Raw genomic sequence first — 23827 nt, 5'->3', positions numbered from 1 at the left:
TTCACAATTAATCTGGACCGCATTTTGAGTATAACTGATACTTAAAATCTTAAGTATTTTAAATACAAAAACCCCACAGTTTTCGCATCCTGTGAGGTCTATTTTAAATAAAAGCCAGTCTTACTTAAGACTTCCTGCTTTTTTAATATCCTGTTCTTTTAATTCTAATGCCTTCATCAATGATCCAAAATTAGAGCTATCAAAATTTGCACTTTCATAGAAGTTAGCTGGAATAATAGCTACTCTAAATATCTGACCCGTTGTGAAATCATCGCTAAGTCCACTTAAATCATAATTCCCATCAATAAAAATCTCGGTATCTACGAATGTATGGTTAAAAACATACTGGATAGTTCCCTCATCAGTAAAAAAATTCTGAGGTAACATACTCCATTCATCCACATCGCTACCATCATCTAATTGTCCTACGGCATCTAAACGGTAAATGAGAACAACATCTGTTTCAAGAACTTCAACATCCGTAAAATCAGCAAATGTTAGAAAATCTGTAGTCCAAAGGTTGGCCTCTGCATCATAAAAAAAGTCTGAATTAACTTCAAAAATTGTTGCAGATGCAGGATCAAGTCCGTCCTGTCCCGGAGGGCCTTGTGGTCCTCTTTCTCCGTCACTGGAACAAGCGGTGAATAAAAACGTGGTCATAAATAAAATTGAAAATAGTTTTTTCATAATCATAGGTGTTAGGTTGTTATTTATTAAAATTAATACTGGCCGAGTTCACGCAGTAGCGCTGGCCGGTTTCAGTAGGTCCATCATCAAAAACGTGGCCAAGATGACCGCCGCAATTGGAACACAGGATTTCAGTCCTTATCATACCAAAGGTTTTATCCTGTACGTATTCTACTTTACCTTCTATGGCTTTATCGAAACTTGGCCATCCGCAGCCACTATCAAACTTGGCCTCGCTATCAAAGAGTTTTTCTCCACAGCCGGCGCAAAAATACTCTCCATCTTCAAAATGCATATTGTATTTCCCGGTATGTGGAGCCTCTGTACCTTTTTTTCTCAATACCCGAAATTGTTCCTCTGAAAGTTTTTCTTTCCATTCGGTTTCAGGTTTTTCTATACTATACTTTTTCATTCTTAATTTTTTTGTTATTTCCGTGAAGGCGGAAATCTTATTTTTTATCATTTCCGTCCCGCAAAAAAGTCGGGATAAATTTCAACGGAAACCTATTTTTCTTCTGGTTCAAAATCCATCGCGATCCCGTTGATGCAATGTCTTTTACCGGTAGTTTCCTTTGGTCCGTCTTCAAAGACGTGGCCTAAATGTCCTCCGCAACGTGCGCAATGCACTTCGTTTCTTTGGTAACCTAGTTTTGAGTCGGTTCCATAGGCCACACCGCCTTCAATAGCGCGATCAAAACTTGGCCAGCCTGTACCGCTCATAAATTTATGTTTGGTTTTGTAAAGTTCATTTCCACAGGCAGCGCAAACAAAGGTTCCCGGTTCTTCAATGTCATTTAGCGGACTTGAAAATGAAGGTTCTGTAGCAGCTTTTCTTAATACTTTATATTCTGCATTGGTCAATTCAGCTTTCCATTCCTGATCGGTTTTGGAAACTTCAAATTGCTCTTGTTTTTGCCGGTCTTTTTCCTCATCTTTTTGTGCATTGCCCTGGCAGCTAATAATAAAAACTGCGAGCAAAATTGGTATTATCTTTTTCATTGCTTTTTAAAATTTTAAATGGCTTTTTTTATGTTAGAAACAAGAAATTGGCCATTTATGAATGCCCGGAAGGGCTTTTTTCTTTTAAAACTACAAAGATTATACCGCGATGAACGTTGTGATTTTGTTAATTACTTTAGAATCGCCCAAGATGCGACGATGTCCTAAACCTTTGGTGATAAAAAGTTCACTGTTTTCTAAAACCTCATGAATATCGTATGCTGAAGAGATTTCAACATCTACATCATTTTCATCGTGAATAACAAGCGTAGGAATATTTACTTCTTTCGCTGAAATCGCCCCGGAGTAGCTGTCCATATCAATATTGAATTTCTTATCGAAATGAGCTTTCATTTTATCAGCTACCTTTCTATTCATTTTAAGATTTCTGGCAAATTCGCGGGTTATATGGGTAATACTGTTGGCTGTACCAATAATTACCAATTTTTTGGAATTTAAACCTTCTTTTACAGCTCTTAAAGTAGCCATTCCACCAAGGGAATGCCCAATTACAGCTTCAAAAGGCCCATATTTATTATCCAAAAATTGAACCGAGTCAATAAAATCCAACATCATACTTTTGTTACCGGGCGCTTTTCCATGCGCTGGTGCATCAAAGCTAATGGTGCTATAACCTTTAGCCTTTAAAGCTTCAGCTATTTTTGCTAATTGTGTGCCACGACCACTCCAGCCGTGTACCATTAAAATTTTCTTTTCGCTTTCACCAAATTCGTATACCACAATCTCCCGATCGGTTTTCGGGATTTTAGTCCGGTATTGTTTAGAAAGCTCATCCATATTCTTTTCTCGATCCGGTAGCTTATACTTAAAAGGGGTTAGAAAGAGTTGCGCAGCAAATCTGCTGGCTACAAAGGGAGAAAGTTTAGAAAGTACTTTTCCTGTATAACGTATATAATTTGGAACAAGCAATCTTTGCACCGGGATTTGATCTTTTTTCTGCTGATTCATTTTTGAATGGGTAATTAGGCCGCAATTTACATATTTCCTAAATGCTAAACAGCCCTGGGATCAGTATCAATAGGATAATTATTTTGTGGTATCATTTTTGAAAACTGTAAACTGTTAAATGATGCTTAAAGCGATAAATAAGCATTGAGGGCTTTTGTAATTTTAACAAAACTAAACCAAAACATATGAAACTTAAAAAGACAATTAGTGTGATTGCTGTTTTACTGCTCGTGGTAGCTTGTAAGACCAATCCCTTTACAGGAGAGAAAAACTTGAATTTTGTTTCTAACGATCAGTTATTTCCAGCCGCTTTTCAGCAATATGATCAATTTTTATCTGAAAATGAAGTGGTGACAGGAACTGCTGAATCGCAAATGATAAAGCGAGTTGGTAATAAAATTGAAACTGCTGCTGAAAGATATTTAAACGCCAATGGTTACCAGGGGTTTTTAGAAGATTTTAGATGGGAGTATAATCTGGTAAAAGATGATGCGGTAAATGCATTTGCGATGCCAGGTGGGAAAATTGTTTTCTTTACAGGTATTTTGCCCGTAGCCGAAACTGAGACCGGTATAGCTGTAGTAATGGCCCACGAGATTGCCCACGCCCTTGCCGATCACGGTGCCCAAAGAATGAGTGCAGCACAATTACAACAACTTGGTGCTGTTGCCGGTTCTGTAGCGGTAAGCGGAAGAAGCCAGGAAACGCAACAAATTTTTGCACAAGCCTATGGTTTGGGAACTCAAGTGGGAGTGATGCTACCTTTTAGCCGTAGCCACGAAACCGAAGCCGATAGAATAGGATTAACCTTAATGGCAATCGCCGGTTACGATCCTTATGAGGCTGCCGATTTATGGAGAAGAATGGCTGCACAAAGTGATGGTCAGGCTCCACCAGAGTTTTTAAGTACTCACCCGGCTAACCAAACCAGGGTTAATAACCTGGAGAAATGGGCGCCGCAAGCCGAAGCTGAAGCCAAGAAATACGGAGTTACAAGTTTCCAATAGAATATAACTTATAAATTATATGAAAAAGCTGTCTTTTAAGGCAGCTTTTTCTATTTTAGGGCTCCTTAAAAGATTCGATCTAAATGAATAAACTTCCCAAAGGGCATAAAAAATTATTACATGCCTGGGCTTTTTATGATTGGGCAAACTCGGTTTACAGCCTGGTGATTTCATCGGCCATTTTTCCTATTTTCTATGGTGCGCTAACTATTGTAAAAGATGAAGACGGTAGGATCCTGGACGACACTGTAGACTTCCTGGGTTTTAGTATTAATAACGATTCTTTAATAAGTTATGTAACTGCCGTCGCTTTTTTGGTTGTTTCAATTTTGAGTCCGTTTTTATCGGGCATCGCCGATTATGTTGGGAATAAGAAGAATTTCCTGAAGTTTTTCTGCTACCTGGGTGCGCTCTCTTGTATTGGGCTATTTTGGTTTGATCTCGATTATCTTTGGTTTGGTTTACTATGTTATTTTCTTGCCTTAATCGGGTTTTGGGCGAGTTTGGTTTTTTATAATTCTTATTTGCCCGATATTGCTTTTCCGAATCAGCAGGATAAAGTTAGTGCCAGGGGATTTTCCTTGGGTTATATCGGCAGTGTCATCCTACTGGTAGTTTGTCTCTTAATGATCCTTAATTTTGAGACATTCGGATTTAAAAGTGAAGCTTTACCCACACGTTTGTCTTTTGTTTTAACCGGAGTTTGGTGGATTGGCTTCAGTCAATATACCTATGCCTATTTACCTAAAGGAAATAAGAAGGCTGCTTTCACTAAAAATGTTCTCTTTAATGGATTCAGGGAACTTCGGGGAATATGGATTACCCTTAAACACAATATTCAACTTAAGCGATATTTAGCTGCTTTCTTTGTTTATAGTATGGCGGTACAAACCATAATGCTGGTAGCAACTTATTTTGGAATAGAAGAACTGGAATGGGGAGAACAGGATGCAACCACTGGATTAATTATTAGTATTTTATTAATTCAACTTGTGGCTGTAGTTGGGGCCACTTTGACCTCGAGGCTAGCGATAAAATTCGGAAATATTAAAATTCTTATTTTCATAAACTTAATCTGGATCGCCATCTGTGGTTATGCTTTTTTTATCGTGAGTCCGCAACAATTTTATGTAGCAGCGGCTTCGGTAGGATTAGTTATGGGTGGGATTCAGTCGCTTTCGCGGTCTACTTATTCTAAAATGCTGCCGGAAAATGCTATAGATACCGCGAGTTATTTTAGTTTTTATGATGTAGCCGAAAAAATAGGAATCGTAATAGGAATGTTCCTCTACGGAATAGTAGCTCAACTGACAGGAAGCGTTAGAAATTCCATTTTATTTTTAGTGGTGTTTTTTATTGGTGGTGTAATTTTGCTATTGCGTGTACCTATAAGAAACCCCATCTCGAAAGACAGGGTTTAGTATTTTTTTCTTTTTCAGTTATTTTTTTTAATCTCAATTTGAAATTGAACCCGACCCCGAGGTTTTGAAATCCTGATTTTCCGGGTTTCCTTTATATTTAATATCTCCCGAGCCCATTACTTTAGCTTTCAATTTTTTATTTGCTAAAATTTGAATATCCCCGGAGCCCATTACGGTAGCTTCAACATTTTCTGCTCTTAAGTCATACGCTTTAAAATCTCCAGAGCCGGTCACTTTACAATCAAAATCCCTGGCTTTTCCTCTTAATTGAATATCCCCCGAGCCGGTTACTGCACCTTCCAGGTTTTCAACTTCCAGGTCTAATTTAATATCCCCGGAACCGGTAAGCTTGGTGCTGAAGTTTCTCGCAGTAATTGTAGTAGAATTCCAAAGATCTCCGGAGCCGGTTACTTCAACAGCATCTAAATCTTTAAAAGGAACTGTCACTTTTATGCCTTTATTTCTGGAAGGTCTTAAATTATAACCTTTTTCGATTGAAATTTTTAAGGTACCGCCGTTTACTTCAGTAGTAATATATTCCTGCAGGTTACTTTCAGCTTCAATGGTTAAATTACCTTCGGAGCCTGAAACCAGTTCCACATCCATAGAACCCACCAGGGAAATTTTGTCATAATCGCCGGTGTTCCTTTTTTCTGAAGTCATTTCACCGTTTCCTTTTACGGTTTCGTTACTGCCCCACCATTGTGCCTGAACAGGTGATGACGCGATAAATAATACTGCTAAAATCAAGATTAGTTTTTTCATAATTTAAGTTTAATGATTGATGAATTGTTTTAAAGGTTGGGTAAAATTATTTTTGGTTTAGTTACTCGATAATCGAGATTTAAATGCTCTGAGGTAGTTTACTGTTTGTTGAAGGTTACATTTCCATAACTGGTATTGATAAAAATGCTGTTACCTGAATTATCTTCTAGGTAATAGCCTTCAAAAAGTTTGCTGGTATTCTGGTCGTGACGTTTTCTAATTTGCATCTCGTCCAGTCCTTTTGCATTTCCGTAGGATGATTTTACCGTAAAATTAAATGGATGTTGGCTATCGTAGCCCAGTTTTATCCCGGCATAATCGGTGTTTATCTCTACTTTGGAAACTCCTTTTAAGATCTTTTCTATAGTTGCTGAACCATAATCGAGGTTAAGGTCTAAGGATTCAAAAACACGGCCTATTTTAGTGCTTAGATAATCGCCGTTACCCACAATCCTTTTTGCCTTTTCAATATTTATGCTGCCATAATCACAGTTAAAATCCAACTGAGCTACTTTTTTGATCCTGGAATCGGTATAATCGGCACTAATATTTAGTCTTTCGGCTTCTTCAATTTCGTAAGCGCTATAATCGGCTTTTATCTCTGCATTTTTCACGTAACCTATGTGGCTGTTCCGCGTGTAATCAAAATTAAGAAGGTTAGAGTTTCCACGTAATTCACCAATATCAATTTTTCCATAATCGCAGCTTATTTTTGCATTCCCCAGCAGCCGGTCTATGTATATACCGCCGTAATCGTTTTCAATATCTACGCTGTGTCTTGCAGGAGCTTTAATAGTATAATTAATTTGCATATTCACATTACCGGAGCTATTAAAAAGCGAACTCCACCAGGATCTTTCCTCTTTTGTGAAATGAGTTTTTGCACTTACCCCGGAAGAGGATTGGTTAAATTCTATATTGATTTCATCCAGTTTCTGTTGTACTTTTTCTTCATCGTCCCCATTGGTTTTTATATTGACTTCTATCACCACTTTATTTTGATCCCAGGTTGAAATATCTACATTTCCATAACTGTTATCTATCGTGAGCAAATCGGTAGCGCTCACATTGTAAGATTTTGTGACTTTTTTCTCTTTGGTATGCCTGCCGTCCAGGTCGCCATGGCAATAACTAAGTGCCGGGGCGAGCATAGTCACCATTAATATTTTAAATATAGTTTTCATCGCTTTTGTTTTTTAGGGTTTTAATATTTTCTATTTGCTCTAGTACTTGGTTTAATAGATCTATTCTTTGCTGAAAATTGGAGATCATTGCGTAGATAACACGTTTATCTTGCCCACTATTTTTAAGATCCTCTTTCAATTTATCATATTCACTCTCCAGTTTTTCTAGCTGGTAGAGTGCATCATTAACGATTGCTTGGGTTTCTGGGGTTTCTTCAGCCTTTAGGCTTGCCAATTCAGTTTTTATTAATTGCGTATAGAATTGTTGGGTTTCTTTCATTTCAGGGGAAACGCTGGATAATTCGCCATAGTTTCCGCGTGAATTCTCATTAAATAAACCTGAAAAAACCATAAACGCTATGGCCAGAATCGCAGCTACCGAAAGCATTGGTGCCCATAAACTTCTTTTATAGCTATTAAAACCAGAATTTTTCTTTTGCATATTCTGATTTTCCAACTTTTCAAAAAACCTGGCTTTATGACCTGTGGTGGGCTCTTTATTATCAAAGTCCAGCTCTTTAAAAAGCTCGTCTAGGTTATCATTTTTCATCTTTCAGCAATTTTTTTTCTTAAACTTTCTTTGGCTCTTGAAATCGTGGTTCTGCAATTGGCATAAGACAAATTGAGTATTTCACTAATCTCTTCGTAATCGTAACCTTCTATTAAGTGCAGCGTTAAAGCAACACGGTAGTTTTCTTTAAGCGAATTGAGGGTATTTAGAACTTTATTAACTTTTTCATTTTTAGAATCTTCTTCTAGTATAACTCCTTCACTTTCATCTATTTCGTTCTTCAGTTCATCGTTATAGGCTACTTCGTTTAATTTTACTTTTTTATTGAAGGCGTTTATACTTAGGTTTACCACGATTCTTTTTAACCAGGCACCGAAGGTGGAAGTCCCCTGAAAGCTATCTATTTTTGCAAAAGCTTTTAAAAATGCTTCTTGCATAATATCTTCAGCTTCAGCTGTATCGTTCACAATACGCAGGGAGGTATTATACATAGCTTTGTAATAGCGCTCGTAAACTTCCATTTGTGCACGCTGGTCATTTTTTCGGCAACGCGCAACAAGATCATTAATATGTGTGATGGTTGGTGTCAATTAAAACTATCTTGTTTCTATACTAAAGATAGCTTTGATTCTAATTTGTTACACTTTTTAGAAAATAAATCTGAAAAAGATGGTGGCATAGGAATTGACTACCTCTAGTAGAAATTGCACGAAAAGCAGCTTAGTTTACTGAGCATAAGCCTTTATAGAAAAAGAAAACATTAAGAACCACAAGCTGTTTGTGACAGTTTGACTTAAAATAAATTATGGCTAAAACTAAATTAACGAGTTTTGACAGTTTGTCATTACAAGATATAGATCAGGATGCAGATTTAATTCCCTTAATGACGCCAGAGGATGAAGAAGAAATAAACAGGGAAGAATTGCCTGAAACTTTACCGATATTACCACTAAGGAATACTGTATTATTTCCCGGGGTAGTAATTCCAATTACTGCCGGAAGGGATACTTCCATTAAATTAATTAATGAAGCGAACAACGATTCTAAAATAATCGGGGTTGTTGCACAAAAAGATGAAGAAGTAGAAAATCCTTCTGCAAAGGATATTTATACAACCGGTGTTGTTGCGCGTATTCTTAGAGTTTTAAAAATGCCCGATGGAAATACTACGGTAATTATACAGGGGAAAAAGCGTTTTGAAATTGACGAAATTGTAAAAGAAGAACCTTATTTAACAGCGAAAATCAAGGAAGTTCCTGAAGCAAGACCGGAAATTGATAATAAAGAGTTTCCAGCAATTATAGATTCTATAAAGGAACTTGCACTGCAAATTATAAAAGGAAGTCCTAATATTCCAAGCGAGGCTTCTTTCGCGATTAAGAATATAGAAAGCTCTTCTTTCCTAATCAATTTTGTGTCTTCGAATATGAATCTTGCCGTAGAAGACAAGCAAAAATTACTGGAAACTAACGATCTTAAGGATCGCGCCCTGGCTACTTTACGCCATATGAATATGGAGTTTCAAAAACTGGAACTCAAAAATGATATTCAGAGCAAGGTGCAAAGCGATATGAGCCAGCAGCAGCGTGAGTATTTTCTTCATCAGCAAATGAAAACCATCCAGGAAGAACTGGGCGGTGTTTCACATGAAGATGAAATTGAAGAAATGAAGTTGCGCGCCAAGAAGAAAAAATGGGGTGAAAAAGTGCTAAAGCATTTTAATAAGGAAATCTCCAAAATGCAACGAATGAATCCGCAGGTTGCGGAGTATTCAATTCAGCGAAATTATTTGGACTTGTTCCTGGATCTGCCGTGGAATGAATTTAGTAAAGATAAATTCGATTTAAAAAGGGCGAAAAGAATACTTGATCGCGACCATTATGGTTTAGACGATGTAAAACGCCGAATTATAGAGTATTTAGCGGTATTGAAACTTCGTAATGATATGAAGTCACCAATACTTTGTCTTTATGGACCTCCCGGGGTTGGTAAAACTTCGCTTGGTAAATCTATGGCTGAAGCTCTTGGTAGAGAGTACGTAAGGGTTTCTCTAGGAGGTTTGCGTGACGAAGCAGAAATACGTGGGCACAGGAAAACCTATATAGGTGCGATGCCGGGTAGAATTATCCAATCGCTTAAAAAAGCGGGCACTAGCAACCCTGTTTTTGTTTTAGACGAAATAGATAAATTAAGTATGGGTCACGCCGGCGATCCTTCTTCAGCTTTGTTAGAAGTTTTGGATCCTGAGCAAAACAGTGAATTCCATGATAACTTCCTGGAAATGGGCTTCGACCTTTCTAAAGTAATGTTTGTAGCTACCGCAAATACTTTAAGTACCATTCAACCGGCACTTAGAGACCGTATGGAAATTATAAACGTTACCGGTTACACTATAGAGGAGAAGGTAGAAATTGCCAAGCAGCATTTACTTCCGAAGCAATTAAAAGAACATGGATTAACCAAAGAGCATATAAAAATTGCTAAACCGCAATTAGAAAAAATTGTGGAAGGTTATACCCGGGAATCGGGAGTTCGTGGTCTGGAAAAGCAAATCGCTAAAATGGTTCGTCACGCGGCCAAAAATATCGCGATGGAAGATGAGTATAATGTTAAAGTGACCAATGAAGATGTTATAGAAGTTCTTGGTAGTCCAAGACTGGAACGGGATAAATATGAGAATAATGAAGTTGCCGGTGTTGTAACAGGCCTGGCCTGGACTCAAGTAGGCGGTGATATTCTCTTTATTGAATCTATTCTTTCTAAAGGAAAAGGGAACCTGAATATTACCGGTAACCTTGGGAAGGTAATGAAAGAATCGGCTACCATTGCGATGGAATATATGAAGTCTAATGCCGAAGAACTTGGTTTAGACCCTACTATTTTTGAAAAATACAATGTGCATATTCACGTGCCTGAAGGTGCTACTCCAAAAGATGGACCAAGTGCAGGGATAACAATGCTTACTTCTCTGGTTTCGTTATTTACACAGCGAAAAGTGAAGAAAAGCATCGCTATGACGGGAGAAATCACCCTTAGGGGAAAAGTACTCCCGGTAGGAGGGATCAAAGAGAAAATCCTCGCTGCAAAACGTGCACGTATTAAAGAGATCATTCTTTGTAAAGAGAACGAACGTGATATAAAGGAAATAAAAGAAGATTATCTAAAAGGACTTACCTTTCATTATGTAAATGAAATGCATGAAGTTATAGATCTTGCGATTACCAAAGAAAAGGTTAAAAACGCAAAAACGCTTTAATATCTTAGCTGTCTAAAAAGATCTTTTGTCGTCAACCTGAACTGGTTTCAGGTTCTAACATGATATAATTTTTCAATTTGTTAGATTCTGAAATAAATTCAGAATGACGTTCAATTAAAGATACTTTGTAGGCAGCTATTTTTATTCTAAAACGAAAGTTTCAGGACTGTAAAGCTTTATCTAATTTTGCATCCATACAGAAATTAAATTATGAGTAAGAAAATAACGATTGCCATAGACGGCTACTCTTCAACAGGGAAAAGTACCGTTGCCAAGCAACTTGCAGCGGAACTGGGTTATGTGTATGTAGATACCGGCGCTATGTATCGTGCGGTAACCCTGTACCTAATGCGTAAAATGATAGTTACCGATACCAATTTTGATGAAGAAGTCATTTTAAGACAATTGCCCTTTATTAATATCAGTTTTGTTTTCAATAAAGAGGTTGGTTATGGTGAAGTGCATTTAAATGGTGAAAATGTAGAAAAGGAAATCAGGTTGATGGAGGTTTCTCAGCAGGTGAGTAAAGTAGCTGCAGTTCCTGACGTTCGAAAAATGCTGGTTAAAATTCAGCAGGAAATCGGGAAAAATAAAGCGGTAGTTATGGATGGTCGCGATATTGGAACCGTGGTTTTTCCAGATGCCGATCTTAAGTTATTTATGACCGCTTCAACCGAAAAGAGGGCAGAACGCAGGTATAGTGAATTAAAAGAGCGTGGAGACGATATTAAATATGAAGATGTGCTCGCCAATGTAAAGGAACGCGATTACCTGGATACTACCCGGGAAGACTCTCCATTAGTAAAGGCTGAAGACGCTATAGAAATAGATAACTCAGAAATGAATTTGGAAGAACAGTTTGAAAAAGTACTGAAACTGGCCAAAGATAAAATTGAGGAATAAGTCTTCTGTTTTTAAACTATTTATGGTTTGAGAATTTAAAAATAAGTTGTATTTTTGCAGCCCTTTTTGGCAAAGAATCGGAAATTCAAAAGGGATTGAAAATCAAACCATAAACATCTTCTGTGTTTAATTTGCTTAATTTTTCCGAAGAATACAGGATACAAATTTTTTATCAGCAATGGCTGAAGACAAAACAAATCAGGACGTTCAGGACGAAAATCTTGAAGTTCAACCGGTAGCCGGAATGGCTACTTCATCGCAACCTGCTCCTACCGAGCAACAGGAAAACCCTGAGAAATTTCTTGAAGAATTTAACTGGCACAATTATGAAGAGGGAATTGACCCTATTGATGATAAGAAGTTAGAAGAATTTGAGAAATTAGTTGCAGAAAATTTCGTAGACACTTTAAATGACGAAGTTGTAACAGGAACGGTAATTAACCTTACCGATCGTGATGCAATTATAGACATTAATGCAAAAAGTGAAGGCGTTATTTCCCTTAACGAATTTCGTTACAATCCAGACCTTAAAGTAGGAGACGAAGTTGAGGTATTGATTGATGTTCGTGAAGATTCTACAGGACAATTAATCCTTTCTCACCGTAAAGCTCGTGTAATTCAGGCCTGGGATCGTGTGAATAAAGCTCACGACGAAAGTCTTATCGTAAACGGTTTTGTAAAATGCAGAACTAAAGGTGGTATGATCGTAGATGTATTTGGAATTGAGGCATTCTTGCCAGGTTCTCAAATAGACGTGAAGCCAATCCGTGATTACGATGCTTACGTAGGAAAAACAATGGAATTCAAAGTTGTGAAGATCAACCACGAATTCAAAAACGTTGTGGTTTCTCACAAAGCGCTTATTGAAGCCGATATCGAAGAACAGAAGAAAGAAATTATCGGTCAGCTTGAAAAAGGTCAGGTACTTGAAGGTACTGTTAAAAACATTACTTCTTACGGAGTATTTGTTGATCTTGGAGGAGTTGACGGACTTGTTCACATTACCGATCTTAGCTGGTCTCGTATCAACCATCCAAATGAGATCGTTGAACTTGATCAAAAACTAAACGTGGTAATTCTTGACTTTGATGAAGCTAAAACAAGAATTCAATTAGGTCTTAAGCAATTAAGTAAACACCCATGGGAAGCACTTGACGAGAACCTTAAGGTTGGAGACAAGGTAAAAGGTAAAGTAGTTGTAATCGCAGATTACGGTGCATTTATTGAAGTTGCAGATGGTGTTGAAGGTCTTATTCACGTTTCTGAAATGTCTTGGAGCACGCACTTGCGTTCAGCTCAGGATTTCGTAAATGTTGGAGATGAGGTTGAAGCTCAAATCTTAACTCTAGATCGTGAAGACCGTAAAATGTCTCTTGGAATTAAGCAATTAACTCCAGACCCATGGACAGATATTACTACTAAATATCCTGTTGGTTCTAAACACAAAGGGATTGTACGTAACTTCACCAACTTTGGTGTATTCGTAGAATTGGAAGAAGGAATCGACGGACTTATCTATATCTCTGATCTTTCATGGACTAAGAAAATTAAGCACCCATCAGAATTTACTAATGTAGGTGATGAACTTGAGGTTGTAGTTCTTGAATTAGACGTTGATGGTCGTAAGTTAAGCCTTGGTCACAAGCAGGTTGAAGACAACCCTTGGGATAAATACGAAACTGAGTTCGCTGTTGGTACTAAACACACCGCAGAGATCGCAGAGATCGTAGACAAAGGCGCTACAATAGACTTTAACGAAGATATTACTGCATTTGTTCCAACCAGACATCTTGAGAAAGAAGACGGTAACAAATTGACTAAAGGTGAATCTGCAGAGTTCCAGATCATTGAATTCAATAAAGAATTCAAAAGAGTGGTAGCTTCTCATATGGCTATTCACAAAGAAGAAGAGCAGCAAATTGTTAAGCAAGCCGCTAAGAAAGCAGCTTCGCAAAGCAATGACAAAACCACTATTGGTGATGTTAATGCCGATCTTCAAGCTTTAAAAGATAAAATGGAAGGGAAATAAATCCTGATATTTAATCATAAATAAAAACCTCCTTAGTTTTTGCTAAGGAGGTTTTTTTATAGTAAATAATCAATGCTTTAAATCACCCATTCCAGTTTCCAAATTCACCATTTTGATAATCCTGAAATGCTTGCTGAATTTCCTGCTGGGAATTCATGACAAAAGGACCCTGTGCGACTATGGGTTCTTTGAAAGGTGTGGCGTGGCCTAAAAGTAAAATGCTTTCTTCTAAAGCTTCAATTTCCACTTTTTCCCCATCATTTGCGAATTCAACCAGGTTATGCATTTTGGCTTCTTCTCCGTTTACGTTTACCTTACCCTTAACCACGTAAAAGAAAATATTTCTTTCTGAAGGAATTTCAACCGAATATTTACCGCCTTCTATAAATTCCAACGTAGCCATATGGATATCATTTAAAGGTTCAAAAGCTCCCTTTTTTTCTTCCCAGTTTCCTGAAATTGCTGCTAATTTGACTTTTCCATCATTTAAAGTTAACTGCGGAATATCTTCTTTTTGAAGTCCTTTATAATTGGCTTCAGTCATTTTATGTTTTGCAGGCAGGTTTACCCAAAGCTGAAGGATTTCCAATTCGCCACCTTTTTTCTTGAATTCTTCTGAAGAAACTTCAGCGTGAATAAGTCCTTTCCCCGCGGTCATCCATTGCACGCCACCGGCTTTGATCACGCTTTCAAATCCGCCACTGTCTTTATGGGTTAAATCACCTTTCAGAATAAACGTAACGGTTTCAAATCCGCGGTGTGGGTGTGGGCCAAAAGGTAATCCGTTATTGTTTTCAGGGTATTCCTGGTAGCCGTGATGGTTTAAAAATAAAAAAGGATCTATATGATCTATTGAATTTGTAGGTAAGGCGCGGTAAGTAATTAGATCGGCGATAGGGGAGCTCACCGCTGTATGTATTTTCTTGATGCTTCTCATAGAATTAATCGATATTTTAGTTAAAAACAAATTGATTGGCAAGTTTCAGCTCATCTTCTGAAATGGTATGTGGCCTGTTTTTATAGATTTTCACTTCTACATTAGCGTTCATTTCACGCAAGATTTCGACAGAATCTTCTACGCGTTCTACCGGTACGTGAGGATCTGGATCACCAGTTCCTATAAAAATTGGCGTACCATTGAAATCACCAGAATAATTTTCAGGATAAATCTTATCACCAATGAGCCCGCCGGTGAAAGCTGCAACTCCGCCAAACCTTTGGGCATTTCGGGTTACAAATTCCAGCGTTAGGCAGGCGCCCTGGGAAAAACCGGCTAAATAAATATTTTCTGAAGCTATACCGGTTTCTTTAATTTCTTCCAGTAATTCATTCAATATTTCTAAAGCAGATGAATATTCCGGCTCATTTTGAGCAACCGGTGCTAAAAATGAATTTGGATACCAGGTGAAATCTGTAGCCTGGGGTGCTAAAATTGCAAATTCCGAAGTATTTAATTGATTGGCCAAAGAAAGAAACTCCTTAGCGCTGCCACCGCGGCCGTGTATTAAAACCAAAACTTTTTCGGCTTCCCGTAATTCTTTTCCGGCGGTATATATCTCTTTTTTATGCATTCTCTGAATTTTTAAATTAAGATACTAAATACCAATAAAAAAGCCCCGAAAAACGGGACTTTTAAAACAATTTTTAGATTTTATTCACGAAGTGAACATAGAAAATCTAGATTTCACTAGTTATCGTCGTTGTCTGTTTTTATTTTTGTTGTAATCTCACCATCATCTTCTTTGATCTTAATCTTCTTGTCATCAGTCTTTACTTTTACTTTGTCGTCTTTAATTTTAACCTTGGCACCTTCTTCTTCAGCCAATTGCTCGACTTCAGATTTCTCTTCTTCTCTGCAGGACACAAAAGTTAGACTTAAAGCCAGTATTAGTAGGATTGATTTTAATGCAATTTTCATAATTATTAGGTTTAGTAATTTAGTTTAAATGTAGACTAAATAACCTAATCTTTTTTAGCCAGTACTGCTTTTTCTGAAAATTCTACCAAATCTATCTGTGGGTTGCCATACAACTCTATTTCACTTCGGTTTTTGGCGGTTAGCGTGAGTTTTTCCAACACTTCAATTTCGCTTTTAGATTTGCCTTCGGCGATAACTACAGCAGTAATGGCGGTTAATCTTCTCCCGTCAAATTTAGTAGAATGCTCAGCACGCAGTTGTAGATCGTCTATTTCTCCTTCAATTTTTGCACTAGCTTTTTCGTAGGTATCAACTTTAAAGTTTGGAGCATTTACCAGGGCTTCAATATCACTAGAACCATTGAGTTGAAAATAGGCATTCTCTGCCGTTAGGTTTAATTCTACTTCAGATTTCCCTTCGTTAAATAGGTCGAACTTAGTTGCCGTTACAGTAAGGTATACTTCAGCATCATCTGCAGTGGTGATTTTAAGTTCTTCAGAATATATCTCTTCGTCTGCTTCTAATTCGGTATTTCCTGATACCGTAATTTTCTGAAGATTTTCAGGATAGGTAAGGATGATTTCCTGGGATTTACTTCTTGCTATTTTTTTTGATGGTTTTAAATATAAAACCCGGTCTATAACCTCGCCTCTTATTATGCGGTGCAAATTGTCATCAGCCTCAACTTCCATCATACCAGTGCTGCCTTTTTTGAGTTCTACTTCAAAATCACCGGCTATTTCTATACTATGAAAATCCGGTAGGCGAGTCTTTTCAGTAGTAACATTTCGGCTTCCTTTTACTTTATTGGCGCCACAGCTAAAGGCCATGCAAATACTTAGTAGTAGTAATATCTTTTTCATAAAAAATAAGGATTTAATACAAATATACTAAAAAAGCCTCCGGAAGGGAGGCTTTTAAGACTTGCTTAGCGTTCGTAGAAAGCTACTGTACATTTTTTGGTTAAGATTTGATTACATTCCATATAATCTTTAACTAGGTTTTCGTTTTCAACTACTGGTTCTCCTAAACTGAAGACGACCATTAGTAATTGCAGAATTAATTGTATCATAACTCTTCATTTGCATCGTTTTCCCTTTCATTATCAGCCGGTTTTTTGTCTACCGTTACTCCTCTGCTATTAATTTGAATATTGACTTCTTCATCCCCAGAATTTATTCTTGCATTAAAATCCCCGTCTTCGTCCCATTCATCTTCACTTTCGGTTTCCCATTCTTCTACCGGGCAATTTTCACAAATAGCAGCATCTTCGGTGATTTTTAAGAATTTTTCTTCGTCACCACTTATCAAAATATCTCCCCAGTAGTCGGTATTTCTATGAAAAGTACTTGTATTATCGTCTGCAATAAGGCTGCTGCCTTCGGGTAAATACAAAGTAACTTTTACTTTTTGATCCCGATACTTGTATTTTGTAGCCGAAGTAAAAAAGCTGTTCAGCAATAATTTATTTCCGCTGAAATTAGTTTCATAAGCTATATTCTGAGCACGTTCTTTGGCTTCTTTGTAGTCTTTGCCTTCTGCCGACTTCACAATTTCAAGTTTAGCCAGGGAGTCTTTTGTGGGCTTTACGATTAGGCGAACATCAGAACTGTACATTACTTTTTCATCATTATCATCGTATTTGATTTTAAAATCTGTACTTCTGTAAATACTTGATGAATAATTTTGATTTGCCTGCATTCCCAGGTAAAGCGTATCGTTAGCTGAAATAGGCAGTGTTTCAGTAATTACCTGCTCGCCATCAAAAGCCCTGTGAGTGGCTTGTTGAACTGCTATAATTGCTCCGCCAATAAATGCTATTATCCAAAGTCCGAGTAAAACCAGTTTTGCCGGGTTACCAATAGATCTTAAGCGACCCACCAGGATCTTTAATCCTAAAATAAACAGGAAAAATAGTGGGATTCCTGCCAACAAGAAACTAATTAACCACATTAACCAAAGCGGAGCTCCACTAACTGCCATTTCTACATAACTACTCCAGGGGGCATCTATAAGTCCAAAGGTGCCCACAGTAAATAAGCCTATAAATAGTAGGATTAAGCCTCCACCTGCTAGTAGGATTATTAGAATTCCTATTAATTTCACAAATACCTTTAAGATAAATGTGATTACATCACCTATGGCAGTGGCTGCAGAGGTTGCCCCGCTTTTTGCCTGGTTGCCATATTTTTGATAATCTACATCTTTTACTTTTCCGGTAACGTTATCAAAACCCTCACGAATCTTTTTTTCAATATTGCTTATAGTTACCTCCTCACCGCGCATTGCTAGTTTATCGGCCGTGGTTTTAGCTTCGGGAACAAAGATCCAAAGTGCAATATAGATTAGGATAAAAGCGCCACTTGAGAAAATGGTTAGTAAGATCCAAAGCAAACGCACCCAAATAAAATCTATGCCTAAATAATGTCCCAGTCCTGAAGAAACACCACCTACATAAGAATGTTCGGTATCCCTAAACAACTGTTTTCCGGTAGATTTTGTGGTTTTTGTATAAACCGGTTCATCTTCAAAGATCTCTTCATCTACCATATAATCTTCGGGTTGCCCCATTATGGCGATTACTTCTTCTACTTCTTTAATGCCGATAACCTGACGGTCGTCTTTTTTCTTCTCATTGAACAATTCAGCAATACGTGCTTCAATATCAGCTATAATCTCATCTTTTCCCTGAGTGTTGGTAAAAGAACGTTTTATAGCCTCCAGATAATGCTGCAGTTTGGCATATGCGTCTTCGTCAATATGAAAGAATATACCGGCAAGATTTATATTTACTGTCTTATTCATGATTCTTATTTTTTTGATTGGTTACAACATTTACAGCGGTTTGGAGTTCGTCCCAGGTGCCGGTAAGCTCCTTAAGAAAGAGTTTACCGGTATCGGTAAGCCCATAATATTTTCGTGGTGGTCCGCTGCTGGATTCTTCCCAGCGATAACTGAGCAATCCTGCATTCTTCAACCTTGTTAAAAGCGGATAGATAGTGCCTTCAACCACCAGTAATTTAGCGTCTTTAAGGGTGTCCAGGATTTCGGCTACATACGCATCTTCGTCTTTTAAAACCGAAAGAATGCAGTACTCCAGTACACCTTTACGCATTTGAGCCTTGGTGTTTTCTATCTTCATAGCGTTTGGTTTTGAGGGTTGTTAAACTGTTCATTTTTTGATTGTTGATGGTTATTATGATGATTATCTAAATCTTTTCCTATAAAATTGATGCATAAGGGAAAAGAGTAATTTTCTCCATTACTAGCTCTTATACTTGCGCTGATTACAGCAATAATTTCTAAAAAGAATAGTGCGGAAAGTATAATTGCAAATACAATAATTGTAATCACTATAGAAATTGCCTGACCTATCTCGTCTATATAAAACTGCTCGGGCCCAATTATAAAGGGAACATCACCACCCAGGCGTATTGCCTGGAAAAGGATAATTGAAATCCCAATTGCCAGTACTAAAATGGTGTAGAGAAAAAGACTGATCTGGAAATTTATAGCCTTTCTGCCGTGGTCGTCTATAAATGGCTTTTCCTTTTTAGTAAGCCATAATATTAGCGGAAATATAAAATTCCCAAACGGAATAATAAACTTGCTAAAGACCGATAAATGCAGGATTGTGGCCAGTGTTTTTTCTTCTTTTGCTATCTTTGAGTTCATAACCTATTAATTTACATTACAAATATATGGTTAAAAGCAGGTATTTTGCAAAGCATAGTACTAAATTTTAACATATTTTTATGAAATTATTTCTGAAGACTTGTTGATTAAATTGAATACATTTATTAAAAACAAACCTTTTACAATGACATTAAATAAAAGCAAACTCAATAAATTCTTAATGCTGAAACTACCGAGTGCCTGGATTTGCGGGGTTCGGGTTAGTGAAATTGAAGAGAATACCTGCAAGGTAAGTGTTAAGCATAAATGGATAAACCAAAACCCTTTTAATAGCATGTACTTTGCTGTACAGGCAATGGCTGCCGAATTGAGTACGGGTGCGATGGTGATGGGAAAAATTCAGCAGTCTAATAGAAAGATTTCCATGCTGGTGGCACAGAATCGAGCAACCTTTACCAAAAAAGCCACTGGAAAGATCAACTTTTTTTGCTACGATGGTCATTTAATAGATGAAGCCATAGAAAAAACACTCTCAACAGGTGAAGGCCAAACTGTATGGATGAAATCTACCGGTATAAACGAAACCGGCGAACAGGTTGCAGTATTTGAGTTTGAATGGACTATAAAAGCAAAATAATATTATGAATGCACATGAAATAGATTACCAGATTTTTGGGGAAGAGATGCAGTATGTAGAATTAGAATTGGATCCGCAGGAAGCCGTAATTGCTGAAGCCGGCAATTTTATGATGATGGATGATGGGATTAGAATGGATACCATTTTTGGCGACGGTTCTAAAGAAAATGAAGGTTTTCTGGGCAAAGTTTTAGGTGCCGGGAAACGATTACTTACCGGGGAAAGCCTGTTTATGACGATTTTTAGTAATGAAATTCAAGGAAAGAAGCGTATTAGTTTTGCTTCACCTTATCCCGGGAAAATTATTCCTATAGATCTTACCCGGTATGGGAATAAATTTATTTGTCAGAAAGATGCTTTTTTATGCGCAGCCAAAGGTGTTGCTGTAGGAATTGAATTCAGTAAAAAACTGGGTCGCGGATTTTTTGGCGGCGAAGGTTTTATAATGCAAAAGCTCGAAGGAGATGGAATGGCATTTGTTCACGCCGGAGGAACTATGGCTAGAAAGGAATTATCTCCCGGCGAAAAGCTAAAAATAGATACTGGTTGTATTATTGGTTTTACGCAGGATATAAATTATGATATTGAATTTGTAGGCGGAATTAAAAATACAATTTTTGGTGGTGAAGGACTTTTCTTTGCAACGCTCACCGGCCCGGGAACGGTATACGTTCAATCCTTACCTTTTAGCCGATTAGCCAATCGAATTTGGCAGGCTGCCCCACAGGGTGGTGGGAAAGATAAAGGAGAAGGCAGTATTCTTGGAGGCTTAGGAGATGTTATTAGTGGTGATCGCAGATTTTAGGACTGTTAAACAGTTCTGAATTAAAAAAAGATTAGTAAATTTTTACTATATTTAGGTGATTTAAAAAACACTAGCCTATTATAAGATTTCTACTCTTTTTTAAACTAACTTCTAATTTAAATCTTTCAAATTATGGCGAGAGCGATGTTTGAATACACCAAGACTGTACTGGATAAAGTCAGTTTTGATCCCGCCCTGTTTTGCAGGGAAGTGAAAAAAGCACTTCAGCGACTTTTACCTCACGAAATAGAGGAACTTCGTATCTGGATTCTGGCTTTGACCCGGCAAAACCCGGAACTTAATCAATGTTTAACTTATTTAAATACATAAAAAAAGCGGCTTTTGGGCCGCTTTTTTAATTTTCAGAATTACTTCTTTTTATCCAAAATGATCTTAATATATAGTCCGCCTTTTTAATTATTTTCATAGTCTAAATGTTTTCTTCTTCCACTTTATTAGCGTTTTCTCTGAAATTTAACATTTCCTTGTAATTTTTTGTATATTGCTGATTATCAAATTTAATTTTAGTTTGATTTTCCTACCACTTATTTTTTCAAAATTAAATATGCATTCTATACACCTTGGGAACAATCCGAAAAGCCAATTCAATTCTGAAGTAGGACCAATTAAACCAATCACTATGAGAATTATTCTAAAAATCCTTTCTGTAATAAGTCTATGCTTATTTTTTTCAAACTGCTCAACCGATGATGGTCCCCAACCCCTGGCAGCCACAGTTCCAAGCCTTAGCTTGCAAACCACTGCTTCAGATGTGGATAAGACCTATACCACCATAGAAATCAGCGGAACAGTTGATGATGATGGCGGAGACCCAGTTACTGCACAGGGAACTGTTTGGAGTACTAATGCTGGACCTACGTTAAATGATAACTCTACAACAGAATCTTCAGCAAGTTTTACCAGTGAAATAGAAAATTTAGAGGCAAACACAACTTACTATTTTAGAACATATGCAACAAACGCTGAAGGTACAGCTTATAGTAATGAAGAGTCTTTCACAACAAATTCATTGGGAGGGACTACCTGGGATTTTCACGTAGTTTACGATCAAAATACCTCATGGCATGGAGATGTGGTATTTAATACCAATGGTACAGCGGTATATGATGAACCTTCATCTCCCGGAACTTACCTGACCAATGGAACCTGGTCTTTAAATGGCAATGAGCTAACTTACGATTTTGATAGCTCAGACCCGGGAAATGTAATGTATTACGGAACTCTTGAAGTAGGGGTAATGGCTGGCACTTTTGATTATCCTAATCACCAGGGAACCTGGAATGCTGTTGAGTATCCTAGTTTATAGTTTTTTAATTATAAAAATGGCTGTCTGAAAGCATGAAAAAGCCTTTAGACAGCCAATTTAATTTTAAGGTATTTATTCCTTAAATTCGTTCTTCTTACTTAAAGGGCTAATAATATTCACATTATGAAAAGCGATAGCACCCTTTACAACACCTGCAATTGTATTTCTTATAGCTTCAATAATTTGCATTTTTAATTCGCTTCGGTTGTAGATGAGACTTACTTCCCTGGCTGGTACAGGATCCTTAAACATCCTTAAGTTTTTCTTTTCAGCATCTTTTATATCTAAAGTATGCAAATAGGGTAGCAGTGTCATACCCAAACCTTCGTTGGCCAACTTTATTAAAGTTTCAAAACTTCCGCTTTCTAATTGAAAATGGTCATCATCATAATTTCTGGACGATTTACAAAGGTTAAGAATACCGTCTTTAAAGCAATGTCCATCTTCAAGAAGCAACATATCATCTATATCCAGATCATTAATTTCAATCTTTTCATTTTTATGTAAACGGTGCGTATTTGGGATATATCCAACAAAAGGCTCGTAGTAAAGCACATTTTCTTTAATTCCCTGCAACTCCAGCGGAGTAGCAGCAATTGCTGCATCTAAATGTCCTTCCCTTAAACGTTCAATTATAGCTTCGGTATTTAACTCCTCAATTTTGAGCTTTACTTTAGGGTATTTCTTAATGAAATTATTGATGAACATCGGTAATAAAGTAGGCATAACCGTGGGAATAACACCCAGTTTGAAAATCCCGCCTACAAAACCTTTTTGCTGATCTACAATGTCTTTGATTCGGTCACTTTCATTAACAATATTTCTTGCCTGTTGTACAATTTTTTGTCCCGTTTCGGTTAGTTGAATAGGTTTTTTGGTCCTATCAAATATCTGTACATCCAGTTCTTCTTCCAGTTTTTGAATTTGCATACTTAGCGTAGGCTGGGTTACAAAAACCTTTTGCGCTGCTTTAGTAAAATTCTTATGCTCGGCAACAGCCAATACATAATGCAGTTGTGTAATTGTCATAAAATTGAAGCCTTATTGTTACTGCAAATGTATTGGTTTTTTCTATTATAAATTAAAATAAATATGATTTTGTCTATGTGAACTGATTTACCAGAGTTTTCTTTAGAACTGAAGCTGTAACGCTTTCTCAGATCCGTCAAATTCAAATTTTGCATCTTCCCACAGTGGCGGACCGTACAAATTCATTTGGTTATTGGAAACTCCGTAATTTTCTTTCGGAATTCCATTACTTTCAAAATCCATCTGCTGATTTCCATTTTTATCGTGATAAGCGGTGATTGCGTAGGTCCCGGTAGGAACTTCAGAAAAAGTGATCTGCGCGACTCCTTCTTTAATCTCACTTACCTCTCCCTGGATCGGAGCTTTTTTAAGAAAATTATCTTCATTGAAAAGGGCGAAATAAACCTTTCCTTCTTCCGAAGAAAGATTCTCTACACTCACTGTAATGTTTCCGTTTTCGTTTTGCGCGAAGGCAATTTGACAAAGGAATAGACTGAATAAAATGGCAATTGTTTTCATAATGACTTAGTTTATATTGATTTATATCTTCAAAACTAAATGTATTTATGCTGCCTTATTAATAATTATAACCGAGTTGTAATTTTTGAATGATGAACCGTAGAATTCTTCTAATTATTAAAAATTTTAGCTCATCATGGCGATGATGCTAAGACTGAAGCAATCTTCAAACAAGGTAAACTCTCTAATAAAAAGATTCCGCGCTCCAGCGTCGCTCGTAATGAC

At 37.2% G+C, this 23827-nt stretch carries 27 protein-coding genes; 9 read left to right on the top strand and 18 right to left on the bottom strand.

What is annotated here, in order from left to right; genetic code table 11:
* Positions 1-120 precede the first annotated feature (120 nt).
* From LB465_RS05040 to LB465_RS05025, 4 genes are all read right to left on the bottom strand, one after another.
* Complete coding sequence (locus tag LB465_RS05040) at positions 121-687, bottom strand: DUF2977 domain-containing protein (RefSeq protein ID WP_224467742.1); 567 nt, start codon at positions 685-687, stop codon at positions 121-123.
* Positions 688-706: 19 nt separating this feature from the next.
* Complete coding sequence (msrB, locus tag LB465_RS05035; RefSeq protein ID WP_224467740.1) at positions 707-1099, bottom strand: peptide-methionine (R)-S-oxide reductase MsrB; 393 nt, start codon at positions 1097-1099, stop codon at positions 707-709.
* A 92-nt stretch (positions 1100-1191) separates the two neighbouring features.
* Complete coding sequence (gene msrB, locus LB465_RS05030) at positions 1192-1686, bottom strand: peptide-methionine (R)-S-oxide reductase MsrB (protein ID WP_224467738.1); 495 nt, start codon at positions 1684-1686, stop codon at positions 1192-1194.
* Positions 1687-1785: 99 nt separating this feature from the next.
* Positions 1786-2655 (bottom strand): alpha/beta fold hydrolase, encoded by an 870-nt coding sequence (locus LB465_RS05025; RefSeq protein WP_224467736.1) that lies wholly within the window; start codon positions 2653-2655, stop codon positions 1786-1788.
* 185 nt (positions 2656-2840) lie between these two features.
* Here LB465_RS05025 and LB465_RS05020 point away from each other — a divergent pair, with 185 nt between their 5' ends.
* Entirely contained in the window at positions 2841-3662 is an 822-nt protein-coding gene (locus LB465_RS05020; RefSeq protein WP_224467733.1) for a M48 family metallopeptidase, read from the top strand.
* 83 nt (positions 3663-3745) lie between these two features.
* A complete protein-coding gene (locus tag LB465_RS05015; RefSeq protein ID WP_224467730.1) occupies positions 3746-5083 on the top strand; it encodes an MFS transporter in 1338 nt (445 codons plus the stop codon).
* A 33-nt stretch (positions 5084-5116) separates the two neighbouring features.
* Here the strand turns inward: LB465_RS05015 and LB465_RS05010 are convergent, their stop codons facing one another.
* The 4 genes from LB465_RS05010 to LB465_RS04995 all read right to left on the bottom strand — a co-directional run bounded on the left by LB465_RS05010 (position 5117) and on the right by LB465_RS04995 (position 8133).
* Entirely contained in the window at positions 5117-5848 is a 732-nt protein-coding gene (locus LB465_RS05010) for a head GIN domain-containing protein (RefSeq protein ID WP_224467728.1), read from the bottom strand.
* A 98-nt stretch (positions 5849-5946) separates the two neighbouring features.
* A complete protein-coding gene (locus LB465_RS05005; RefSeq protein ID WP_224467726.1) occupies positions 5947-7032 on the bottom strand; it encodes a hypothetical protein in 1086 nt (361 codons plus the stop codon).
* The gene (locus LB465_RS05000; RefSeq protein ID WP_224467724.1) at positions 7016-7582 is read right to left on the bottom strand and encodes a DUF4179 domain-containing protein; all 567 of its coding nucleotides are present in this window, start codon (positions 7580-7582) and stop codon (positions 7016-7018) included. The genes LB465_RS05005 and LB465_RS05000 overlap by 17 nt, the downstream gene beginning before the upstream one ends.
* The gene (locus LB465_RS04995) at positions 7579-8133 is read right to left on the bottom strand and encodes an RNA polymerase sigma factor (protein WP_224467721.1); all 555 of its coding nucleotides are present in this window, start codon (positions 8131-8133) and stop codon (positions 7579-7581) included. The genes LB465_RS05000 and LB465_RS04995 overlap by 4 nt, the downstream gene beginning before the upstream one ends.
* A gap of 215 nt (positions 8134-8348) precedes the next feature.
* Here LB465_RS04995 and lon point away from each other — a divergent pair, with 215 nt between their 5' ends.
* The 3 genes from lon (at position 8349) to rpsA (ending at position 13731) form a co-directional block, all read left to right on the top strand.
* Complete coding sequence (gene lon, locus LB465_RS04990) at positions 8349-10799, top strand: endopeptidase La (RefSeq protein WP_224467719.1); 2451 nt, start codon at positions 8349-8351, stop codon at positions 10797-10799.
* A 210-nt stretch (positions 10800-11009) separates the two neighbouring features.
* Positions 11010-11702 carry a (d)CMP kinase gene (cmk, locus tag LB465_RS04985; RefSeq protein WP_224467716.1) on the top strand — a complete coding sequence of 231 codons (693 nt, stop codon included), beginning with the start codon at positions 11010-11012 and terminating at the stop codon, positions 11700-11702.
* 244 nt (positions 11703-11946) lie between these two features.
* Positions 11947-13731 carry a 30S ribosomal protein S1 gene (rpsA, locus tag LB465_RS04980; protein WP_394370920.1) on the top strand — a complete coding sequence of 595 codons (1785 nt, stop codon included), beginning with the start codon at positions 11947-11949 and terminating at the stop codon, positions 13729-13731.
* 82 nt (positions 13732-13813) lie between these two features.
* Here rpsA and LB465_RS04975 read toward each other — a convergent pair whose 3' ends face one another.
* The 8 genes from LB465_RS04975 to LB465_RS04940 all read right to left on the bottom strand — a co-directional run bounded on the left by LB465_RS04975 (position 13814) and on the right by LB465_RS04940 (position 19324).
* The gene (locus LB465_RS04975; protein ID WP_224467712.1) at positions 13814-14668 is read right to left on the bottom strand and encodes a pirin family protein; all 855 of its coding nucleotides are present in this window, start codon (positions 14666-14668) and stop codon (positions 13814-13816) included.
* A gap of 16 nt (positions 14669-14684) precedes the next feature.
* Entirely contained in the window at positions 14685-15302 is a 618-nt protein-coding gene (locus LB465_RS04970; protein WP_224467709.1) for an alpha/beta hydrolase, read from the bottom strand.
* Between the two features lie 116 nt (positions 15303-15418).
* Complete coding sequence (locus LB465_RS04965; protein ID WP_224467706.1) at positions 15419-15649, bottom strand: hypothetical protein; 231 nt, start codon at positions 15647-15649, stop codon at positions 15419-15421.
* A 44-nt stretch (positions 15650-15693) separates the two neighbouring features.
* Positions 15694-16512 (bottom strand): GIN domain-containing protein, encoded by an 819-nt coding sequence (locus LB465_RS04960; RefSeq protein ID WP_224467704.1) that lies wholly within the window; start codon positions 16510-16512, stop codon positions 15694-15696.
* Positions 16513-16577: 65 nt separating this feature from the next.
* Positions 16578-16721 carry a hypothetical protein gene (locus tag LB465_RS04955; RefSeq protein WP_224467702.1) on the bottom strand — a complete coding sequence of 48 codons (144 nt, stop codon included), beginning with the start codon at positions 16719-16721 and terminating at the stop codon, positions 16578-16580.
* Complete coding sequence (locus LB465_RS04950) at positions 16718-18454, bottom strand: PspC domain-containing protein (protein ID WP_224467700.1); 1737 nt, start codon at positions 18452-18454, stop codon at positions 16718-16720. The genes LB465_RS04955 and LB465_RS04950 overlap by 4 nt, the downstream gene beginning before the upstream one ends.
* On the bottom strand, positions 18447-18791 hold the full coding sequence (locus LB465_RS04945) for a PadR family transcriptional regulator (protein WP_075327210.1): 345 nt from the start codon (positions 18789-18791) through the stop codon (positions 18447-18449). Before LB465_RS04945 ends, LB465_RS04950 begins: the two co-directional genes overlap by 8 nt.
* The gene (locus LB465_RS04940) at positions 18788-19324 is read right to left on the bottom strand and encodes a DUF4870 domain-containing protein (RefSeq protein WP_224467697.1); all 537 of its coding nucleotides are present in this window, start codon (positions 19322-19324) and stop codon (positions 18788-18790) included. Before LB465_RS04940 ends, LB465_RS04945 begins: the two co-directional genes overlap by 4 nt.
* 145 nt (positions 19325-19469) lie before the next feature.
* Between LB465_RS04940 and LB465_RS04935 the strand changes: the two genes are divergently transcribed.
* The 4 genes from LB465_RS04935 (at position 19470) to LB465_RS04920 (ending at position 22054) form a co-directional block, all read left to right on the top strand.
* Complete coding sequence (locus tag LB465_RS04935) at positions 19470-19922, top strand: DUF4442 domain-containing protein (protein ID WP_224467695.1); 453 nt, start codon at positions 19470-19472, stop codon at positions 19920-19922.
* Between the two features lie 4 nt (positions 19923-19926).
* Positions 19927-20727: a TIGR00266 family protein gene (locus LB465_RS04930; RefSeq protein ID WP_224467692.1), complete on the top strand. Its 801-nt coding sequence runs from the start codon at positions 19927-19929 to the stop codon at positions 20725-20727.
* Positions 20728-20859: 132 nt separating this feature from the next.
* The gene (locus LB465_RS04925) at positions 20860-21057 is read left to right on the top strand and encodes a hypothetical protein (RefSeq protein ID WP_133549211.1); all 198 of its coding nucleotides are present in this window, start codon (positions 20860-20862) and stop codon (positions 21055-21057) included.
* 235 nt (positions 21058-21292) lie between these two features.
* Positions 21293-22054: a hypothetical protein gene (locus LB465_RS04920; protein WP_224467690.1), complete on the top strand. Its 762-nt coding sequence runs from the start codon at positions 21293-21295 to the stop codon at positions 22052-22054.
* A 72-nt stretch (positions 22055-22126) separates the two neighbouring features.
* Here LB465_RS04920 and LB465_RS04915 read toward each other — a convergent pair whose 3' ends face one another.
* Together LB465_RS04915 and LB465_RS04910 are read right to left on the bottom strand one after the other, a co-directional pair.
* Positions 22127-23083 (bottom strand): LysR substrate-binding domain-containing protein, encoded by a 957-nt coding sequence (locus LB465_RS04915; RefSeq protein ID WP_224467688.1) that lies wholly within the window; start codon positions 23081-23083, stop codon positions 22127-22129.
* Between the two features lie 102 nt (positions 23084-23185).
* Entirely contained in the window at positions 23186-23602 is a 417-nt protein-coding gene (locus LB465_RS04910; RefSeq protein WP_224467686.1) for a DUF2141 domain-containing protein, read from the bottom strand.
* Between the last annotated feature and the right edge of the window lie 225 nt (positions 23603-23827).

The organism is Salegentibacter lacus (assembly GCF_020164555.1).
GTDB lineage: Bacteria > Bacteroidota > Bacteroidia > Flavobacteriales > Flavobacteriaceae > Salegentibacter > Salegentibacter lacus.
Note: the sequence above shows the minus strand (reverse complement) of the source record. Positions and strands in the feature narration are given on the sequence as shown.

What these genes read in the sequence shown, in the direction of transcription:
- LB465_RS04960 (WP_224467704.1), bottom strand. Translation starts at nt 16,512, where the DNA reads ATGAAAAAGATATTACTACTACTAAGTATTTGCATGGCCTTTAGCTGT.
- LB465_RS05015 (WP_224467730.1), top strand. Translation starts at nt 3,746, where the DNA reads ATGAATAAACTTCCCAAAGGGCATAAAAAATTATTACATGCCTGGGCT.
- LB465_RS04970 (WP_224467709.1), bottom strand. Translation starts at nt 15,302, where the DNA reads ATGCATAAAAAAGAGATATATACCGCCGGAAAAGAATTACGGGAAGCC.
- LB465_RS04950 (WP_224467700.1), bottom strand. Translation starts at nt 18,454, where the DNA reads ATGAATAAGACAGTAAATATAAATCTTGCCGGTATATTCTTTCATATT.
- LB465_RS05010 (WP_224467728.1), bottom strand. Translation starts at nt 5,848, where the DNA reads ATGAAAAAACTAATCTTGATTTTAGCAGTATTATTTATCGCGTCATCA.
- cmk (WP_224467716.1), top strand. Translation starts at nt 11,010, where the DNA reads ATGAGTAAGAAAATAACGATTGCCATAGACGGCTACTCTTCAACAGGG.
- LB465_RS04945 (WP_075327210.1), bottom strand. Translation starts at nt 18,791, where the DNA reads ATGAAGATAGAAAACACCAAGGCTCAAATGCGTAAAGGTGTACTGGAG.
- LB465_RS05020 (WP_224467733.1), top strand. Translation starts at nt 2,841, where the DNA reads ATGAAACTTAAAAAGACAATTAGTGTGATTGCTGTTTTACTGCTCGTG.
- LB465_RS05040 (WP_224467742.1), bottom strand. Translation starts at nt 687, where the DNA reads ATGAAAAAACTATTTTCAATTTTATTTATGACCACGTTTTTATTCACC.
- LB465_RS04955 (WP_224467702.1), bottom strand. Translation starts at nt 16,721, where the DNA reads ATGATACAATTAATTCTGCAATTACTAATGGTCGTCTTCAGTTTAGGA.
- LB465_RS04915 (WP_224467688.1), bottom strand. Translation starts at nt 23,083, where the DNA reads ATGACAATTACACAACTGCATTATGTATTGGCTGTTGCCGAGCATAAG.
- LB465_RS04940 (WP_224467697.1), bottom strand. Translation starts at nt 19,324, where the DNA reads ATGAACTCAAAGATAGCAAAAGAAGAAAAAACACTGGCCACAATCCTG.
- msrB (WP_224467740.1), bottom strand. Translation starts at nt 1,099, where the DNA reads ATGAAAAAGTATAGTATAGAAAAACCTGAAACCGAATGGAAAGAAAAA.
- LB465_RS04925 (WP_133549211.1), top strand. Translation starts at nt 20,860, where the DNA reads ATGGCGAGAGCGATGTTTGAATACACCAAGACTGTACTGGATAAAGTC.
- LB465_RS04935 (WP_224467695.1), top strand. Translation starts at nt 19,470, where the DNA reads ATGACATTAAATAAAAGCAAACTCAATAAATTCTTAATGCTGAAACTA.
- LB465_RS05005 (WP_224467726.1), bottom strand. Translation starts at nt 7,032, where the DNA reads ATGAAAACTATATTTAAAATATTAATGGTGACTATGCTCGCCCCGGCA.
- LB465_RS05025 (WP_224467736.1), bottom strand. Translation starts at nt 2,655, where the DNA reads ATGAATCAGCAGAAAAAAGATCAAATCCCGGTGCAAAGATTGCTTGTT.
- lon (WP_224467719.1), top strand. Translation starts at nt 8,349, where the DNA reads ATGGCTAAAACTAAATTAACGAGTTTTGACAGTTTGTCATTACAAGAT.
- rpsA (WP_394370920.1), top strand. Translation starts at nt 11,947, where the DNA reads ATGGCTACTTCATCGCAACCTGCTCCTACCGAGCAACAGGAAAACCCT.
- msrB (WP_224467738.1), bottom strand. Translation starts at nt 1,686, where the DNA reads ATGAAAAAGATAATACCAATTTTGCTCGCAGTTTTTATTATTAGCTGC.
- LB465_RS04920 (WP_224467690.1), top strand. Translation starts at nt 21,293, where the DNA reads ATGCATTCTATACACCTTGGGAACAATCCGAAAAGCCAATTCAATTCT.
- LB465_RS04930 (WP_224467692.1), top strand. Translation starts at nt 19,927, where the DNA reads ATGAATGCACATGAAATAGATTACCAGATTTTTGGGGAAGAGATGCAG.
- LB465_RS04975 (WP_224467712.1), bottom strand. Translation starts at nt 14,668, where the DNA reads ATGAGAAGCATCAAGAAAATACATACAGCGGTGAGCTCCCCTATCGCC.
- LB465_RS04910 (WP_224467686.1), bottom strand. Translation starts at nt 23,602, where the DNA reads ATGAAAACAATTGCCATTTTATTCAGTCTATTCCTTTGTCAAATTGCC.
- LB465_RS05000 (WP_224467724.1), bottom strand. Translation starts at nt 7,582, where the DNA reads ATGAAAAATGATAACCTAGACGAGCTTTTTAAAGAGCTGGACTTTGAT.
- LB465_RS04965 (WP_224467706.1), bottom strand. Translation starts at nt 15,649, where the DNA reads ATGAAAATTGCATTAAAATCAATCCTACTAATACTGGCTTTAAGTCTA.